This is a genomic window from Streptomyces sp. KL2 (genome assembly GCF_046529545.1).
Classification (GTDB): domain Bacteria; phylum Actinomycetota; class Actinomycetes; order Streptomycetales; family Streptomycetaceae; genus Streptomyces; species Streptomyces radiopugnans.
In genome coordinates, this window is sequence record NZ_CP127170.1 from 871934 (window position 1) to 888966 (window position 17033).

Sequence of the window (17033 nt, forward strand, 5' to 3'; positions counted from 1 at the left end):
ACAGCGTTCCCAGGGGCACCTGGACGTCATCGGGACCGACAGCACGGAGGCACCCCTCATGCGCATCCTCGGCATCAACGCCGTCTTCCACGACCCGGCGGCGGCACTGGTGATCGACGGCCGCACCGTCGCGGCGGCGGAGGAGGAGCGGTTCAGCCGGCGCAAGCACGGCAAGCGGCCGGTGCCGTTCTCCGCCTGGGAGATGCCCGAGCGGTCGGCGGCCTGGTGCCTGAGGCAGGCCGGTCTCACCCCCGCCGACCTGGACGCGGTCGCCTACTCCTTCGACCCCGGCCTGGCGGCTCCCGCCGAGTCGCTGGGTCTGAAGGACCCCTGGGACCACCTGCGCCAGGAGTACGCCCGCCGCGCCCCGTCCTTCCTTGCCGAGGCGCTGCCGGGTCTGGACCCCTCCGTCGTCCGCTTCGTGCCGCACCACATGGCGCACGCCGCGTCCGCCGGGATCGCCGGGCCGCACCGCGACAGCGCGGTCCTGGTCCTCGACGGGCGCGGCGAGTGCGCCTCCCACCTGTCCGGCCGCTACCACGGCGACCGGCTGGAGGTGCTGGCCACACAGAAGCTGCCGCACTCGCTCGGCCTGGTCTACGAGGAGCTGACCGAGCACCTGGGCTTCCTGCGCTCCAGCGACGAGTACAAGGTCATGGCGCTGGCCTCCTACGGCAAGCCGCGCTTCCTGCCCCAGCTGCGCCAGTGGGTGCACAGCGACGGCAGGGGCGGTTTCGCCGCCCACGGGGTGGAGTGGGCGGCGCTGGCCCCCGCGCGCCGGGCGGGCGCCGAGTGGAACCAGGACCACGCCGATCTGGCCGCCAGCGCCCAGGCCGTGCTGGAGGAGACGCTGCTGGACCTGGCGAGCTGGCTGCACGCCGAGGGCGGCGGCCGGGAGCTGACCCTGGCCGGCGGGGTGGCGCTGAACTGCGTGGCCAACTCCCGTCTCGCCGCCGAGGGCCCCTTCGAGCGGGTGTGGGTGCAGCCCGCGGCCGGCGACGCGGGCACCGCGCTGGGCGCGGCCCTGCACCTGGCCGCCGCGCACGACGAGTCCCCGCTGCCGATGCCCGGCGCGGACCTGGGCCGGGGCTGGTCGGACGAGGAGATCGAGGACTTCCTGAAGGAGGCGGCCGTCCCCTACGAACGGCCCGCCGACATCGCCGAGGCCGTCGCCGAGACGCTGGCCGGCGACGGGATCGTGGCCTGGTTCCAGGGCCGAGCCGAGTACGGCCCGCGCGCGCTGGGCCACCGCTCGCTGCTGGCCCACCCGGGCCGGGCGGAGAACCTGGACCGGCTCAACCGGGTGAAGGGCCGCGAGGAGTTCCGCCCGGTGGCTCCCATGGTCGCCGAGGGGCGCGCCGCGGAGATCTTCGACGGGCCCCTGCCCAGCCCGTACATGCTGTTCGTGCACGACGTGGCCCGCGAGTGGCGCGACCGCATCCCCGCGGTGGTGCACGTGGACGGCACCGCCCGCATCCAGACGGTGAACTCCGGCGACGAGCCGCTGGTGGCGCGGATGCTGGACGCCTTCGAGCGCCGCACCGGGCTGCCGGTGGTGGTCAACACCAGCCTCAACACCGCCGGACGCCCGATGGTGGACTCCCCGCGCGACGCGCTGGAGTGCTTCGGCTCCTCCCCCGTGGACCTGCTGGCCATCGGGCCGTTCGCGGTCCGCCGCGGAAGGTTCTTCGCGTGAGCGCCCCGAACCGGGCCGCCGTCGACTACTCGGTGGTCATACCCACCGTCGGGCGACCCTGCCTGGCCGACTGCCTGGCGGCGCTGGGCCGGTCGGCCGGCCCCGAGCCGCGCGAGGTCGTGATCGTGGACGACCGGCCGCAGCCCGAGCCGCTCCGCGAGGAGCTGCCGCTGCACGCGCTGGGGCCGCTGCGCGAGCGCGCCGTCGTGGTGCAGACCGGCGGCCGGGGGCCGGCCGGTGCCCGCAACATCGGCTGGCGGCTGGTCACCGCCCCCTGGGTGGCCTTCCTCGACGACGACGTACGCGTCGGCGCCCGCTGGCGCGAGGCCCTGGCCCGCGACCTGGGCGAGGCCGATCCCACCGTCGCCGGGGTGCAGGGCGTGCTGGACGTGCCGCTTCCCACCGGGCGGCGGGCCACCGACTGGGAGCGCAGCACCTCCGGACTGGCCCGCGCCCAGTGGGCGACGGCCGACATGGCCTACCGCACCGAGGCGCTCAAGGCGGTCGGCGGCTTCGACGAGCGCTTCCCGCGTGCCTTCCGCGAGGACGCCGACCTGGCGCTGCGGGTGCTGGACGACGGCTGGCGCATCCGGCGCGGCGGCAGGCTGACCACGCATCCGGTGCGGCCCGCCGACCGCTGGGTGTCGCTGCGCATGCAGCGCGGCAACGCCGACGACGCGCTGATGCTGCGGTTGCACGGCCCCTCCTGGTGGCGGCGGGCCGCCGCGCCCCGGGGGCGCATCCGCCGCCACGCGGCGGTCACCGCCGCGGGCGCCGCCGCCCTCGTCCTGGCCGCGGCGGGACGCCGGCGGGCCGCGGCCCTGGCCGGGGCGGGATGGCTGCTGGGCACGGCCGAGTTCGCCCGGGCCCGGATAGCGCCAGGACCCCGCACCCGCGAGGAGGTCACGACCATGCTGGTGACCAGCGTGCTCATACCGCCGCTGGCGGTCTACCACCGGCTGGCCGGAACGCTGCGCCACCGCGCCGCCGCTCCCTGGGAGGCGGGCCCGGGCGGCGCGGGCCCGGGCGGCGCGAGCCCCGTCGAGCGTCCCACCGAGCTCCCCACCGCGGGCGGCGGGCACGGCGGAGGAGGAGGCACGGTATGACGGCTGTGCGCGCGGTGCTCCTCGACCGGGACGGGACCCTGGTGGAGGACGTCCCCTACAACGGCGATCCGGCGCTGGTGCGCCCGATGCCGGGCGCCGCCGAGGCGATGGCGCTGCTGCGCTCCCGCGGAGTGCCGGCCGCGGTGGTCACCAACCAGTCCGGCATCGCGCGCGGTCTGATCGGCTGGGACGACATGGGCCGGGTGCACGCCCGGATCGACGAACTGCTGGGCCCGTTCCACGCATGGGCCGTCTGCCCGCACGGCCCGGACGACGGCTGCGCCTGCCGCAAGCCCGCCCCCGCCCTGGTGCTGGACGCGGCCCGGCGGCTGGGCGCGGCCCCCGCCGAGTGCGTGGTGATCGGGGACATCGGTTCCGACATGGACGCCGCACGCGCCGCCGGCGCCCGCGGCATCCTCGTCCCCACCCCCGTGACCCTTCCGGAGGAGGTGCGGGAGGCGCCCGCGGTCGCCCCCGACCTGCTCACCGCGGTGCGCGCGGCGCTGGACGGGCCGTGGCCCCGCCCCGCCGGTGCGGACGGCCGCACTCCGGCGCGGGTGCCTGCGCACGCCGCCCGGCGCGCCGACCGGGCCGCGACCGCCGCCGCCCAGACCGCCGCCCAGTCCGCCCAGACCGCTCAGGCCCCCGGACCCGCCCGCGCCGCCGCCCGTACCGCCGGCCGCGCGGCCGCCCGCACAGCCGCCCGCACAGCCACCGCCCGGAGGCCGTCATGAGAGCACTCGTCGCACGTCTGGACAGCTTCGGGGACGTGCTGCTGGCAGGCCCGGCGGTTCGGGCCGTGGCCGCGCGCGCCGACCACGTGACGCTGCTGTGCGGTCCGCGCGGCGCGCCCGCCGGGCGGATGCTGCCCGGAGTGGACGAGGTCGTCGTCTGGGACGCCCCCTGGGTGGGCCTCGACCCGCCCCCCACCGGGCGGGACGGCGTCGAGGAGGCCGTGGAGCTGATCGCCGGGCGGCGCTGCGAGACCGCCCTGATCCTGGCCTCGGCCCATCAGAGCCCCCTGCCGACCGCCCTGGTGCTGCGGATGGCGGGTGTGTCCCGGATCGCCGCCGACAGCGTCCACTACCCCGGCTCGCTGCTGGACGTCCGCCACCGGCGCGACGAGCACGCACACGAGGCGGAGGCCGCCCTGGCGCTGGCCGAGGCGGCCGGCTTCCCCCTGCCCGAGGGCGACGACGGGCGGCTGCGGGTGCTGCCTCCGCCCGGGGTGGAGGAGCTGGCCGGGCCGCCGGGCTATGTCGTGATGCACCCGGGGGCGAGCGTGCCCGCCCGCCGCTGGAGCCCCGAGCGGTCGGCCGAGGCCGTCGAGGCCCTGGCGGAGGCCGGGCACCGGGTGGTGGTCACCGGCGTGCCCGAGGAGCGCGAGCTGACCTCGTACGTGGCCGGCCGCGCGGGGCTCGACCTGGGCGGGCGCACCTCGCCCGCCGAACTGGCCGGAGTGCTGGCGGGCGCGGCGGCCGTGGTCACCGGGAACACCGGCCCGGCCCATCTGGCCGCCGCCGTGGGAGCGCCGGTGGTCTCGCTGTTCTCGCCGGTCGTCCCGGCCGAGCGCTGGGCCCCCTTCCGCGTGCCCCTGGTGCTGCTGGGCGACCAGCAGGCACCGTGCGCCGGGACCAGGGCCCGCGTCTGCCCCGTCCCCGGGCACCCCTGTCTGGACCGTGTGACGCCGCAGGACCTGGTCACCGCGGTGGAGAAAGCCGCCGCCGAAGGCGGCCGGCAGAGCACGGCCGCCGAGGGCGGCCGGAAGGGAGCCGCATGAGGATCCTGCTGTGGCATGTGCACGGCTCCTGGACCACCGCGTTCGTCCGGGGCCCGCACACCTATCTCGTGCCCGTCACCCCCGACCGGGGTCCCGACGGGCTCGGCCGCGCCGTCACCTTCGACTGGCCGGACAGCGTGGTGGAGCTGACCCCCGAGGAGCTGCGGGAGGCGGACGTCGACCTGGTGGTGCTCCAGCGCCCCCACGAGCTCGGTCTCGCCGAGCAGTGGCTGGGCGGCCGGCTGCCGGGCCGCGACGTGCCGGCCGTCTACCTGGAGCACAACGCCCCGGACGGGAACGTACCCGACACCCGCCACCCGATGGCCGGGCAGCCGGGCCTGACGATCGTCCACGTCACCCACTTCAACCGGCTGTTCTGGGACTGCGGCCCCTCCCCCACCGCCGTCGTCGAGCACGGCATCGTCGACCCGGGGCCGCTGTACACCGGCGACCTGGAGCGGGCGGCGGTGGTGGTCAACGAGCCGCTGCGCCGGGGCCGCACCACCGGCACCGACCTGCTGCCGCGCTTCGCCGAGGCCGCGCCCCTGGACGTCTTCGGCATGCGGACCCGGGGGCTGGCCGGACGGCTCGGCATCCCGGAGGAGCGCTGCCGCGCCCACGAACTCCCCCAGCGGGAGCTGCACCGGGCCATGGCCCGGCGGCGGGTGTACGTGCACCCGATCCGCTGGACCTCGCTCGGCCTCTCCCTGCTGGAGGCCATGCACCTGGGCATGCCCGTGGTCGCCCTGGACACCACCGAGGCGTCCGCGGCCGTGCCCGAGGGGGCCGGAGTGCTCTCCAACCGGCTCGACGTCCTGACCGACGCCGTCCGCGGTCTCCTCGCCGACCCGGCGTACGCGCGCCACGTCGGCGAGCAGGCGCGCACGGCCGCACTGGCCCGTTACGGGCTGCCGCGCTTCCTGGACGACTGGGAGCGGCTGATCAAGGAGGTGGCCCGATGAGGATCGCCATGGTGTCCGAGCACGCGAGTCCGCTCGCCGCGCTCGGCGGACCCGACGCCGGGGGCCAGAACGTGTACGTCGCGCAGTTGTCGAAGGAGCTGGCGCGGCGCGGCCACCAGGTCACCGTCCACACCCGCCGGGACTCCCGCGAGCCTCCCGACCGGGTGCCTCTGGCACCGGGCGTGACCGTCGAGCACGTGCCGGCCGGGCCGCCCCGTCCGGTGCCCAAGGACGACCTGCCGCCGTACATGACCGCCTTCGGCGACCATCTGGCGCGCCGCTGGTCGGCGCGGCGGCCGGACGTGGTGCACGCGCACTTCTGGATGTCGGGCACGGCCGCGCTGCTCGGCGCGAAGGGCCCGGGCGTACCGGTCGTGCAGACCTTCCACGCGCTGGGCACCGTCAAGCGGCGCCACCAGGGCGCGGACGACACCAGCCCGCCCGAGCGGATCGACGCGGAGCGGCGGATCGGCCGCGAGTGCGCCCGTGTGCTGGCGACCTGCGCCGACGAGGTCTTCGAACTGACCGCGATGGGCGTGCCGCCGGAGCGGACGTCGGTGGTGCCGTGCGGTGTGGACACCCTGGAGTTCAGCCCCGCCGACCCCGCCGGGCGGGACGCCCGCCGCGGCGGCCCGCACCGGCTGCTGGCGATCGGCCGCCTGGTGCCGCGCAAGGGCTTCGACCAGGCGATCGCGGCGCTGGCCCGGATCCCCGGCGCGGAGCTGCTGATCGCCGGCGGCCCCGAGCCCGCGCTGCTTGACACCGACCCCGAGGCGGTGCGGCTGCGGCGGCTGGCCGGGGATCTGGGGGTGGCGGACCGGGTGCGGCTGCTGGGCGCCGTGCCGCACGAGCGGATGCCCGAACTGATCCGCGGCGCCGACCTGGTGCTGTCCACGCCGCGCTACGAGCCGTTCGGCATCGTCCCGCTGGAGGCCATGGCCTGCGGTGTGCCGATCGTCGCCACCGGTGTCGGCGGCCATCTGGACTCGGTCGCCGACAGGGTCACCGGGCGGCTGGTGCCGCCGGGCGATCCCGGCGCGCTCGCCCGCGCCGTCAACGAACTGACCGGCTCGCCCGAGCTGCTGCGCCGCTACGGCGATGCCGGTCGTGAGCGCGCCCTGGCCCGCTTCTCCTGGGAGCGGGTCGCCGACGGCGCCGAGCAGGTGTACGCCCAGGTGGTCGCGCGCCACCGCGTTCCGACGGGGGCGATCCGTTGACGACGGCCAAGACCACCGACAAGGCGGCCAAGACGGCCGCGAAGACCGCGAGGGGCACCGCCGGGGCCGCCGGGAACGGCACGAAGGTCCGCCGCACCCGGACCGCCCCCGCCCCGGCTCCGGCGACGGGGACGGGGACGGGGACGGCGATGAGGCCGGGGCCGGTCGCCGAGCACTGCGACGAGCTGCTGCACGCGCTGGCGCCCTTCCGCGACCAGGCCGGCACGGCCCAGAGCTGGGGCGAGCGCCTGGCGCGGGTGCTGGCCGGCGGCGGACGGCTGCTGGCGGCCGGGAACGGCGGCAGCGCCGCCCAGGCCCAGCATCTGACGGCCGAGCTGGTGGGCCGCTACCGCGACGACCGTCCGCCCTTCTCCGCCATCGCCCTGCACGCCGACACCTCCTCCACCACCGCGATCGCCAACGACTACGGCGTGGACGAGGTGTTCGCCCGGCAGGTGCGGGCGCACGGGCGCGAGGGCGACGTGCTGATGCTGCTGTCGACCAGCGGCGCCAGCGCCAACCTGCTGTCGGCCGCCGAGGCCGGGCGCGAGGCGGGGATGTCGGTGTGGGCGCTGACCGGGCCCGCGCCCAACCCGCTGGCCGCGGGCAGCGACGAGTCGCTGTGCGTACAGGCGGGCTCCACCGCCACGGTGCAGGAACTCCATCTGGTGGCGGTGCACATGGTGTGCGCCGCGTTCGACGCCGCCCTGGAGGACATCCTGGAAGGGGGGAGCGCGGACGATGCCGCCGATGCCTGACCCGATGCCCGACCCGCTGTACGGCCCGGCACCCGGCGCGTCCGCCGCGCCGGGCGGCGCCGCCGCGCCGCTGGTCGTGGTCGGCGACGCCCTGCTCGACCGCGATCTGGTCGGCCGCGCGGACCGCCTGGCTCCGGACGCCCCGGTGCCGGTGCTGGAGGACTGCGAGGAGCGGCTGCGCCCGGGCGGCGCCGCCCTGGCCGCCTATGTGGCGGCGCTCGGCGGCCGTCCGGTCACCCTGGTGACCGCCCTGGGGGAGGATCCGGCGAGCGTGCGGCTGCGCGAACTGCTGGCCCCCTGGGTGTCGGTCGCCGCGCTGCCCCTGGACGGCGCCCTGTCGGAGAAGACGAGGGTGCTGGCCGGGGGCCGCCCGGTGGTCCGGATGGACCGGGGCGCCGGCCGGGCCCCCTCCGGCGGGGGCCCGGCCGTGCCCGAGGAGGTCCGCGAGGCGATCGCCTCGGCTCCGGCACTGCTGGTCTCCGACTACGGCCGGGGCACGGCGGACGCCGTGCGCGGGCTGCTGGCGGAGCGGGCCGCCCGGGTGCCCCTGGTGTGGGATCCGCACCCGCGCGGCCGCGAGCCGGTCCCGGGCACCCGCCTGGTGACCCCGACGGCGGCGGAGGCCCGGCTGTTCGCCGGACGGCTGGAGGGCGGCTCCGGCGGGCCGTCCGGCCCGGCGGCCGGAGCCGGCCGGGCGACGGACCCGGCGAAGGCCCCCGGGGCTTCGAAGACCCCGGGGGATCCGGGCACTTCGGCGACTCCGAAGGCTTCACGGACCTCCCAGGTCTCACAGGCCTCGCACACCTCGAAGGCGCCGGGGCCCACGAGGCCGGCGAAGCCGTCCGGTGAGCCGGAGAGCCTGCACACGGCGGCCCGCCACGCCCGTGCGCTGGCCGAGGCGTGGGGGGCGGCCTCGGTGGCCATCACCCTCGGCGACCGCGGCGCGCTGCTGTCCTACGGCGACCATCCGCTGCTGGTGCCCGCCCCCGCGCGGCACAGCGGCGACTCCTGCGGCGCCGGCGACCAGTTCGCGGCCGCCGCGGCCGGGCTGCTGGCCGACGGCGCGTTGCCGGAGACCGCCGTACGGGGCGCGGTGGCGGCCGCCAGCGGCTATGTGGCGGCCGGGGGCGCGGCGGCGCTGGCCTTCCCCGACCGGGCCGCGCCCCGGCCGCCCTCCGCCGCCCGCGGCGAGGACGCGGAGCGGCTGGTGGCCCGGGTCCGGGCGGCGGGCGGCACCGTGGTGGCCACCGGCGGCTGCTTCGACCTGCTGCACGCCGGCCACGTCGGACTGCTCCAGGCGGCCCGCCGCACCGGGGACTGCCTGGTGGTCTGCCTGAACTCGGACGCCTCGGTGCGCCGCCGCAAGGGCCCGGGCCGGCCCATCAACCCGCTGGCCGACCGCGTCCGGGTGCTGCGCGCGCTGGAGTGCGTGGACGCGGTGGCGGTCTTCGACGAGGACACCCCCGAGGAACTGCTGGAGCGGCTGCGCCCGGACGTGTGGGTCAAGGGCGGCGACTACGCGCTCGCCGATCTGCCCGAGGCCGCATTGGTGGAGAGCTGGGGCGGGCAGGCGGTGCTGCTGCCGTACCTCGACGGCCGTTCCAGCAGCCGTATCGCCGAGCGTGCCGCGGTGTCCGTGGCCCGGAACGGGACACAGTGAACAGCCCGGAACGGGACACAGTGAACAGCCCGGAACGGGACGCGGCGGGCGGCCGCCGGCCGGACATCCCCGTGAACGGTTCCGCGGGCGCCCCCCACCGGCCCCGGCTGCTGGTGCTGCGCGCGCTGGGCCTGGGCGATCTGCTGGCCGGTGTGCCCGCCCTGCGGGCGCTGCGCCGGGCTTTCCCCGGCCACGAGACCGTACTCGCCGCCCCGGCGGAGCTGGCCCCCCTCGTCCGCGCGAGCGGTGCCGTGGACACCCTGCTGCCCGCCTCGGCGCCGGGCCGCGCCGTCCCCGGGATCACCGGCTGGCACGGGCCGCCGCCGCAGATCGCCGTCGACCTGCACGGCAGGGGGCCGGAGAGCATGCGGGCGCTGGCGGCGCTGAGCCCCGGGCGCCTGCTGGCCTTCGCCGCCGAGGACGGCCCGCAGTGGTACGCCGAGGAGCACGAGCGCGACCGCTGGTGCCGCTTCCTGTCCTGGTACGGCATCCCGGCGGACCCCGCCGACCTCCGTCTGCCGCCGCCCCCGGTGGCCTGTCCCGCCCCGGGCGCGGTGCTGCTCCACCCGGGCGCGGGCTCCCCGGCCCGCTGCTGGCCCGTCGAGCGGTACGCGGCCGTGGCCGCGCGGTTGCGGCACGCCGGGCGCCGTGTGGTGGTCACCGGCGGCGCCCACGAGTACGACCTGCTGGCACGGCTGGCCAAGCTGGCCGGCCTGCCCGACGCCGACGTCCACGGCGAACCGCCGCTGGAGCGGCTGGCCGCGCTGGTCGCGGGGGCCTCGGCCGTGGTGAGCGGCGACACCGGTGTGGCCCATCTGGCGGTGGCCCACGGGACTCCGTCGGTGACCCTCTTCGGGCCGGTGCCGCCCGCCCTGTGGGGTCCGCCGCCGCTGGAGCGCCACCGGGTGCTGTGGCATCCGGGCCCGCCCGGCGACCCTCACGGCCGCGGTCCCGATCCCCTGCTGCTGCGCATCCGGCCGGAGGAGGTACTGGAGGCGCTGTCCCTACTGCCGGAGGTGCGTGCCGCGTGAACGGCTCGCCGATAGGCGTGGTCATCGCCACCCGAGACCGCGCCGACAGCCTCGCGCGCACGCTGCGCGCGCTGACCGCGCTGCCCGAGCGCCCGCCGGTGCTGGTGGTCGACAACGCCTCGGCCGACCACACCCGCACCATGGTCTCGGCCCTCTTCCCGCAGGTGGCACTGATGCCGCTGCCCGAGAACCGCGGGGCGGTGGCCCGCAACCTGGGCGTGGCGGCGATGGACACGCCGTACGTGGCCTTCAGCGACGACGACTCCTGGTGGGAGCCCGGGGCCCTGGGGAGCGCCGTCTCGCTGCTGGACGCCCATCCGCGGCTGGGACTGATCGCGGCCCGCACCCTGGTGGGCCCCGAGGAGGATCCCGACCCCCTCGACGACCTGCTGGCCGGCTCCCCGCTGGGCACGGTCCCGGATCTGCCGGGCCCGCAGGTGCTGGGCTTCCTGGGGTGCGCCTCGGTGGTGCGGCGGTCGGCGTTCCTGGACGCCGGGGGGTTCCATCCGCTGCTGTTCTTCGGCGCCGAGGAGACCCTGCTCGCCTACGACCTGGCCGCCCGGGGCTGGGGGGTCGCCCACTGCCCGGAGGTCGTCGCCCACCACCATCCGGACCCCTCGCCGCGGTCCGGGCGCGGCTCCCGGGTGCTGCGCAACGAACTGCTCACCACCTGGCTGCGCCGTCCGCTGCCGCTGGCCGCACGCCGCACCGGGGCGCTGGCCGCGCGGGCCCGCCGCGACCCGGAGGCCCGCCGCGCCCTGCTCGGCGCGCTGGCCCGGCTGCCGTCGGCGGTGCGCGCGCGCAGGCCCCTGCCGCCCTACATCGAGGAAGCCGCACGCCGTGTGGAAGGACAGCACCGTGGCCCCTGAGCCCACCGGAACCACCGGAGTCACCGGAACCGACGAGGCCGCCGGACCCGGCGGGGCCACCCGGCCCTCCGGGCACGCCGGCGCGGACGAGGCCCCGGACGCCGGGGCCCGGGTCTCGGTCGTGGTGATCACCCACAACCGACGCGAGGAGCTGCTGCGCACCCTGGGCCGGCTGGCCGGACTGCCCGAACGCCCGCCGGTGTTCGTCGTCGACAACGCCTCGGCGGACGGCACCGCCGAGACCGTCGCACGCGTCCACCCGTGGGTGCGGCTGCTGCGGGCGGAGCGGAATCTGGGGGCGGTGGGGCGCAATGTCGCGGTGGAGCGCGTGACCACGCCGTACGTGGCCTTCTGCGACGACGACTCCTGGTGGGAGCCGGGCTCGCTGGAGAGGGCCGCCGGCCTGCTCGACGCCCACCCGCGGCTGGCGGCGGTCACCGCGCGCATCGTGGTGGAGCCCGGCGGCGCCGAGGACCCGATCGTCGCCGAACTGCGCGGCTCCCCGCTGTCCGGCCCCGAGTGGCTGCCCGGCCCGGCCCTGGGCTCGTTCCTGGCCGCGGCCACGGTGCTGCGCACCGGCGCCTTCCGGGAGGCGGGCGGTTTCTCGCCCCGGCTGTGGCTGGGCGGCGAGGAGGAGCTGCTGGCCACCGATCTGATGGTGCGCGGCTGGTGGCTGGCCTACGCGGAGGAGCTGACGGTCCACCACGCCCCCTCGGCGGTGCGGGACGCGACCGCGCGCCGGGAGGACGGGCTGCGCAACACGCTGTGGTTCGGCTGGCTGCGCCGGCCGCTGCCCGCGGCGCTGCGCCGCACCTGGCGGCTGGCGCGCACGGTGCCGCGCGACGCGGCGTCGGCGCGGGCGTTCGGCCGGGCGCTGGCGGGGCTGCCGTGGGTGCTGCGCGAGCGCCGGGTGGTGCCGCCGGAGGTCGAGGAGCGACTGCGGCTGCTGGAGGAGGAGCAGCGCCGCTCCGCCGCCCGCCGCTACGTCGGCTGAGGCGGCCGGGGCGGACGGGGCGGGCCCCTGGAATCGCGGGACGAGTCCTCCAGCGGCTCGTCCCGCGGCCGTTCCGCTCCACGTCGACGGCGGCCCGGTGGCGAGGGCGCCCTACGGGAAGCCCGTTCCCGAGTCGTTCCGTCAGACGCGGGACGCCGACACGGCGCGGTGGCCGTGTCGGCGCCGTGTTCGGTGCCGTGTGGGCACGGCCTCAGCGCGCCCGGCGGGTCTCGGAGCGGTTGGCCTTGCGGATGGCCCGCAGCAGCTCGTCCTTGGTCATCCGGGAGCGCCCGTTGATGTCCAGCCGCTGTGCGATGGAGTACAGGTGCTCCTTGCTGGCGTTCTCGTCGACGCCCTCGCCGCTGCGCCCGCCCCTGCCGCGCGGGCGGGCGGCCCGCTCGTCGGAGGGCCCCTTGCGGCCGCCCTCCTTGCGCTCCCAGTGGTCGCCCACCTTCTCGAACTTGTGCTTCAGCGCGCTGTAGGCGGTCTGGTGTGCGCGCCGGCCCTCCCCGTACTCCTCCACAGCGGAGTCGTGGGCCTTGATCCAGGTGCGCTGCGCCTCCTCGGGGGAGCGCTCCAGGGTCGACGGAAGCTCCTTCCGTGCGGGCACGTTCCTCACCTCCGATCGGTCTGATCCACTACGGGTTCCCGGCCGCCGGTCACGGAAACGGCAGGTGTCGATGCGCACCGGCAGGGTCACCCGCCCCAGAGGGGCCGCGGCCGGCGCGGAGGCGGGCGAGGGCCGCGGCGGGCCCCGACGAGACGCCGACGAGACGCCGAGAGGAGTGCCGACCATGCGGTACGAGGAACTCACCGGCCAGGTGCAGGCGCACGCGGACCTGCCGGACCGGCAGGCGGCCGAGCGGGCCCTGCGGGCCACGCTGGAGACGCTGGCGGAGCGGATACCGGACGGTGTGGCCGATCATCTGGCCGCCCAGCTGCCCGGGGAGGCGGCGGAGTCGCTGCGCCGGGTGGTGGCCGGGCACGAGACCTCGCCGCAGCGGCGGGCCGACGCCCGCACCCACGGCGAGCCGTTCGACCTGACCACCTTCGCCGGGCGGGTGGCCTGGCGGTCCCACGCCACGGAGGACACCGCGGTGCGGGAGGCCACGGCGGTGCTGGAGGTGCTGGACGCGGCGGTCTCGCCCGAGCTGATGACCAAGGTGGGCCACGTGCTGCCGCCGGACATCCGCGAGCTGCTGCCGTCCACCCGCGCCGAGGAGTACTGAACCGGTCCCGGCTCCCCCGGCACTTCGCTCCTGCCCGCGCCCGGCCGCCGGAGAGGCGGCCGGGCGCGGGCAGGACCGGTGCGGGCAGGGCATGCGCAGGGCCCCCGGGAGCGGGGACAGGCTCCCGGGGGCCTCACACCTGCCGGGCGGCCTCTACCGGAAGCGGTTGCCCACCGGCTTGGCGCGCTGGTCGGGGGTGCCGTGCGGGGGCGGGTTGTACGGTTCCGGCGAGGTCGCCGGGCTGACGGGGGATCCGCCGGGCTCGCCCTGCGGGCCCGAGGGCGGCTCGGCGCCGCCCGGGGAGCGCGGGCTGCCCTCCTCCAGCTGGTGCATACGGGCCGTCAGCAGCGCGATCACATGGGTACGGCCGGCGTGTTCGCGCTCGTAACGGAGCAGCCGCTCCAGGTCGTCGTGCGACAGGGCCCGGATCCGGTGCTCCAGCTCGCCCGCGGAGAGGTGATCGTAGTCGGGGAACGGGAGTTCGTCGTGATCGGTGGTACTCATCCGTTCCGGGTGTCCGGGAAGGGGGGCGGGAAAACCCGGTGGCCGCCACGATTATCCCGACGGAGGAACCGGGGCAAGCTATACGTAGCGGTCCGGTGCCGGAACGTCGGCGTCCCGGATCCGTGTACCTGTCAGCCTGGGATCAGTAGCCTCAGGAGTCCCTGTCATATTCACCGACCGGTTGGAGACATCGATGGAGCGTCCCGCCTGGGCTCCGCAGGACATAGACCTGTCCGTGCCGAGCGTTTCCCGCATCTACGACTACTACCTGGGCGGGTCGCACAACTTCGAGGCCGACCGGGAGGCCGCCCGGCGGGCCATCGAGGTGTTCCCGGGGCTTCCGAAGATCATGCAGGCCAACCGCGCGTTCATGCGCCGGGCCGTCCGCTTCGCCGCGCAGCAGGGCATCACCCAGTTCCTCGACGTCGGCTCGGGCATCCCGACCTTCGGCAACGTCCACGAGGTCGCGCAGGCCGCCACGCCGGAGGCGAAGGTGGTCTACGTCGACAACGACCCCGTCGCCATCGCCCACAGCCGGGCCGTGCTGGAGGGCCAGGAGGACCGCACCGGCGTCGTCGCCGCCGACTTCCGCAAGCCCCAGGACATCCTCGGCAGCGCGGAGGTCGGCCGCCTGCTCGACCTGGAGCGCCCGGTGGCCCTGCTGCTGGTGGCGCTGCTGCACTTCCTGGAGGACGGCGACGACCCGTGGGCGAAGGTGGCCGAGCTGCGCGACGCGCTCGCCCCCGGCAGCCTGCTGGTCCTCACCCACGCCTCGGTCGAGGGCGGCCCGCGCAGACCCGAGCAGGGGGACGAGGTGGAGGGGGTCTACCGCAACATCGGCTCGCCGCTGATCATGCGCTCGCGCTCGGAGGTGGAACGCTTCTTCGACGGTTTCGAGATGGTCGAGCCCGGTCTGGTCTCCATGCCGAACTGGCGTCCGGAAGGACCGGTCGACCAGGAGGACCCCGTGGTCTTCACCGGCTTCGGTGGAGTGGGACGCAAGGCGTGAGTCCGACGCCACAGGGGCCCATCGCCTCCGGCCGTCCCCTCGCGCCGGAGGCCCCCGGCGACCCTTACGACGGATACCGCCGCTTCGCCCGGATCTGGAGCCGCGCGGTCTACCCCGCCACGGCCACCTCGATGACCCGCACCGAGTTCGAGGACTACCTCCTCCCCCTGGCGCGCACCCTCGGCGAGGCGCTGCACGCCCGCCCCTTCGACCCCTCGCCGGGGCGCGACGTGGGGGCGGCGCTCGTCGAGGCGCACTGCACCGCGCCCGAGGCGCTGCCGCAGGTGCTCGGCGTGGTGGACGCGTACCTGCTGCTGTACTGCAGCGACCCGGCGGTGCTGCCGACCGAGGAGGGCCGGGCCCGCTGCGCCCGCCTCCAGCACGCCGTCTCGGCCGGGTTCGCCCGCGCGCTGCAGGAGCGCACCCGCTCCGAGCAGGAGGCGCTGGCCCGTTCCGCGCTCGCGGCGCGGGAGAGCGCCGAGAAGGCCCTCCACGAGAGCGAGACCCGTTTCCGGGCGGTCTTCGAGGGGGCCACGGTCGGCATCGGGATCGCCGACATGGACGGGACCGTCCTCGACATCAACAGCGCGCTGGCGAAGATGTTCGGCGGCTCGGAGCAGCATGTGCGCAGCCGCCGCGTCTCCGACTGGGTCCACCCCGACGACGCCCCGGGCGTCTGGCGGATCCACGAGGAGCTGGTGCGCGGCGAGCGCGACCACTACCGCATGGAGAAGCCGTACACGCGCAGCGACGGCACCGTGCTGTGGACCAACCTGACCGTCTCGCTGCTGCGCGGCCCCGACGGCGAGCCGCGCTACATGCTGGCGCTGATGGAGGACATCACCGAGCGGCGCCTGCTGAACCTGCGGCTGCGCTACGAGGCCACCCACGACGCGCTGACCGACCTGCCCAACCGCACGCTGTTCTTCGAGCGGCTGGAGCACGTCCTCTCCCCCGGCTCCGGCACCGCCCGGATCGGCCTGTGCTACCTGGACCTGGACGGCTTCAAGACGGTCAACGACAGCCTGGGCCACTCGGTCGGCGACCAGCTGCTGGTGAACGTCGCCGAGCGGCTGCAGAGTTGTGTGGCCTCGCCGCGCCACATGGTCGCGCGGATCGGCGGCGACGAGTTCGTGGCCCTGGTCAGCGACCCCGCCTCGCGCTCGGAGGTGACCGACCTGGCCCAGCGGGCGCTGGACGCGCTGTCCTGCCCGATCCCGCTGGCCGGCCGGGAGCTGCCGGTGCGCGCCAGCATCGGCGTCGTGGAGGGTCCGGTCGGGGAGCTGACGCCGGCGGAGGTGCTGCGCAGCGCCGACATCACCATGTACCGGGCGAAGGCCAGGGGCGGCAACCGCTACGAGCTGGCCGACCCCGACTGCGACGCCCGCACCATCAGCCGCCACATGCTGACCACCCACCTGCCCGCCGCGCTGGAGGACGAGGAGTTCTTCATCGAGTACCAGCCGCTGGTGCGGATGGAGGACGGCAGTGTGGAGGGCGCCGAGGCGCTGGTGCGCTGGGCGCATCCGCTCCACGGGGTGCTGGGTCCGGACCGCTTCATCCCGCTGGCCGAGCACACCGGACTGATCGTGCCGCTGGGGCGCTGGGTGCTGGAGCAGGCGGTGCGGCAGGCGTGCGAGTGGCAGGTGCGCGGCATCGGCGGCACCCGGCCGCTGCGGGTGAACGTCAACCTCTCGCCGCGGCAGCTGCACCATCCGGAGCTGGTCCCCGAGACCGTGGCGGTGCTGGAGGACGCCGGGCTGGACCCGGCCTCGCTCTGTCTGGAGGTCACCGAGAGCGCCCTGATCCGCGCCGACGACGCGGAGCTGAAGCCTTTACGCCGACTCGCCGACCTGGGGGTGCGGATCGCCCTGGACGACTTCGGCACCGGCTACTCGAACCTGGCCAGTCTGCGCAGGCTGCCCGCGACCACCCTGAAGCTGGACCGCTCCTTCACCCGGGGCCTCCAGCAGGATCCGGCCGACCCGGTCGACCTCAAGGTCGTCGAGGGCATCGTCTCGCTGGCGCACGCCCTGGAGCTGGCCGTGACCGTCGAGGGCGTGGAGACGGCGGCCCAGGCCGACCAGTTGCGGAAGCTGGGCTGCGACTCCGCCCAGGGCTGGTACTACGCCCGGCCCGGCCCGCCCGAGCGCCTGTCGTCGCGGGCGCTGCCGCTGGCCGCCGGTCAGTGACGGGCGGCGCGGGCCGGGCGCACGGC

16 protein-coding genes are annotated in these 17033 nt (G+C 76.4%); 14 read left to right on the forward strand and 2 right to left on the reverse strand.

Going from position 1 to position 17033, the window contains the following annotated elements:
• Positions 1-58: 58 nt before the first annotated feature.
• The 11 genes from QPK52_RS03990 to QPK52_RS04040 all read left to right on the forward strand — a co-directional run bounded on the left by QPK52_RS03990 (position 59) and on the right by QPK52_RS04040 (position 12073).
• Positions 59-1696, forward strand: a complete 1638-nt coding sequence (locus QPK52_RS03990; protein WP_410535617.1) for a carbamoyltransferase — start codon at positions 59-61, stop codon at positions 1694-1696.
• Complete coding sequence (locus QPK52_RS03995) at positions 1693-2802, forward strand: glycosyltransferase family 2 protein (protein ID WP_410535618.1); 1110 nt, start codon at positions 1693-1695, stop codon at positions 2800-2802. Before QPK52_RS03990 ends, QPK52_RS03995 begins: the two co-directional genes overlap by 4 nt.
• Positions 2799-3536 (forward strand): D-glycero-alpha-D-manno-heptose-1,7-bisphosphate 7-phosphatase, encoded by a 738-nt coding sequence (locus QPK52_RS04000; RefSeq protein WP_410535619.1) that lies wholly within the window; start codon positions 2799-2801, stop codon positions 3534-3536. The genes QPK52_RS03995 and QPK52_RS04000 overlap by 4 nt, the downstream gene beginning before the upstream one ends.
• A complete protein-coding gene (locus QPK52_RS04005; RefSeq protein WP_410535620.1) occupies positions 3533-4582 on the forward strand; it encodes a glycosyltransferase family 9 protein in 1050 nt (349 codons plus the stop codon). Before QPK52_RS04000 ends, QPK52_RS04005 begins: the two co-directional genes overlap by 4 nt.
• A complete protein-coding gene (locus tag QPK52_RS04010; protein ID WP_410535621.1) occupies positions 4579-5544 on the forward strand; it encodes a glycosyltransferase in 966 nt (321 codons plus the stop codon). Before QPK52_RS04005 ends, QPK52_RS04010 begins: the two co-directional genes overlap by 4 nt.
• Entirely contained in the window at positions 5541-6761 is a 1221-nt protein-coding gene (locus QPK52_RS04015) for a glycosyltransferase (protein ID WP_410535622.1), read from the forward strand. Before QPK52_RS04010 ends, QPK52_RS04015 begins: the two co-directional genes overlap by 4 nt.
• A 149-nt stretch (positions 6762-6910) precedes the next feature.
• A complete protein-coding gene (locus QPK52_RS04020) occupies positions 6911-7519 on the forward strand; it encodes an SIS domain-containing protein (protein ID WP_410540184.1) in 609 nt (202 codons plus the stop codon).
• A complete protein-coding gene (gene rfaE2 / locus QPK52_RS04025) occupies positions 7512-9179 on the forward strand; it encodes a D-glycero-beta-D-manno-heptose 1-phosphate adenylyltransferase (RefSeq protein ID WP_410535623.1) in 1668 nt (555 codons plus the stop codon). The genes QPK52_RS04020 and rfaE2 overlap by 8 nt, the downstream gene beginning before the upstream one ends.
• A 71-nt stretch (positions 9180-9250) precedes the next feature.
• Positions 9251-10210, forward strand: a complete 960-nt coding sequence (locus QPK52_RS04030; RefSeq protein ID WP_410535624.1) for a glycosyltransferase family 9 protein — start codon at positions 9251-9253, stop codon at positions 10208-10210.
• The gene (locus tag QPK52_RS04035; protein WP_410535625.1) at positions 10207-11079 is read left to right on the forward strand and encodes a glycosyltransferase family 2 protein; all 873 of its coding nucleotides are present in this window, start codon (positions 10207-10209) and stop codon (positions 11077-11079) included. The genes QPK52_RS04030 and QPK52_RS04035 overlap by 4 nt, the downstream gene beginning before the upstream one ends.
• Positions 11080-11200: 121 nt before the next feature.
• Positions 11201-12073, forward strand: coding sequence for a glycosyltransferase family 2 protein (locus tag QPK52_RS04040; RefSeq protein ID WP_410540185.1), 873 nt, complete (start codon positions 11201-11203; stop codon positions 12071-12073).
• A 211-nt stretch (positions 12074-12284) separates the two neighbouring features.
• Here the strand turns inward: QPK52_RS04040 and QPK52_RS04045 are convergent, their stop codons facing one another.
• Positions 12285-12683, reverse strand: coding sequence for a ChaB family protein (locus QPK52_RS04045; protein WP_410535626.1), 399 nt, complete (start codon positions 12681-12683; stop codon positions 12285-12287).
• Positions 12684-12867: 184 nt separating this feature from the next.
• Between QPK52_RS04045 and QPK52_RS04050 the strand changes: the two genes are divergently transcribed.
• The gene (locus tag QPK52_RS04050) at positions 12868-13302 is read left to right on the forward strand and encodes a DUF2267 domain-containing protein (RefSeq protein ID WP_093656032.1); all 435 of its coding nucleotides are present in this window, start codon (positions 12868-12870) and stop codon (positions 13300-13302) included.
• A gap of 153 nt (positions 13303-13455) precedes the next feature.
• Here the strand turns inward: QPK52_RS04050 and QPK52_RS04055 are convergent, their stop codons facing one another.
• Positions 13456-13806 carry a hypothetical protein gene (locus QPK52_RS04055; RefSeq protein ID WP_410535627.1) on the reverse strand — a complete coding sequence of 117 codons (351 nt, stop codon included), beginning with the start codon at positions 13804-13806 and terminating at the stop codon, positions 13456-13458.
• A 193-nt stretch (positions 13807-13999) separates the two neighbouring features.
• On the opposite strand from QPK52_RS04055, the gene QPK52_RS04060 reads away from it, so the two are divergent.
• Both QPK52_RS04060 and QPK52_RS04065 read left to right on the forward strand, forming a co-directional pair.
• On the forward strand, positions 14000-14815 hold the full coding sequence (locus QPK52_RS04060) for an SAM-dependent methyltransferase (RefSeq protein WP_410535628.1): 816 nt from the start codon (positions 14000-14002) through the stop codon (positions 14813-14815).
• A gap of 20 nt (positions 14816-14835) precedes the next feature.
• Complete coding sequence (locus QPK52_RS04065) at positions 14836-17007, forward strand: putative bifunctional diguanylate cyclase/phosphodiesterase (RefSeq protein ID WP_410540186.1); 2172 nt, start codon at positions 14836-14838, stop codon at positions 17005-17007.
• Positions 17008-17033: the final 26 nt, after the last annotated feature.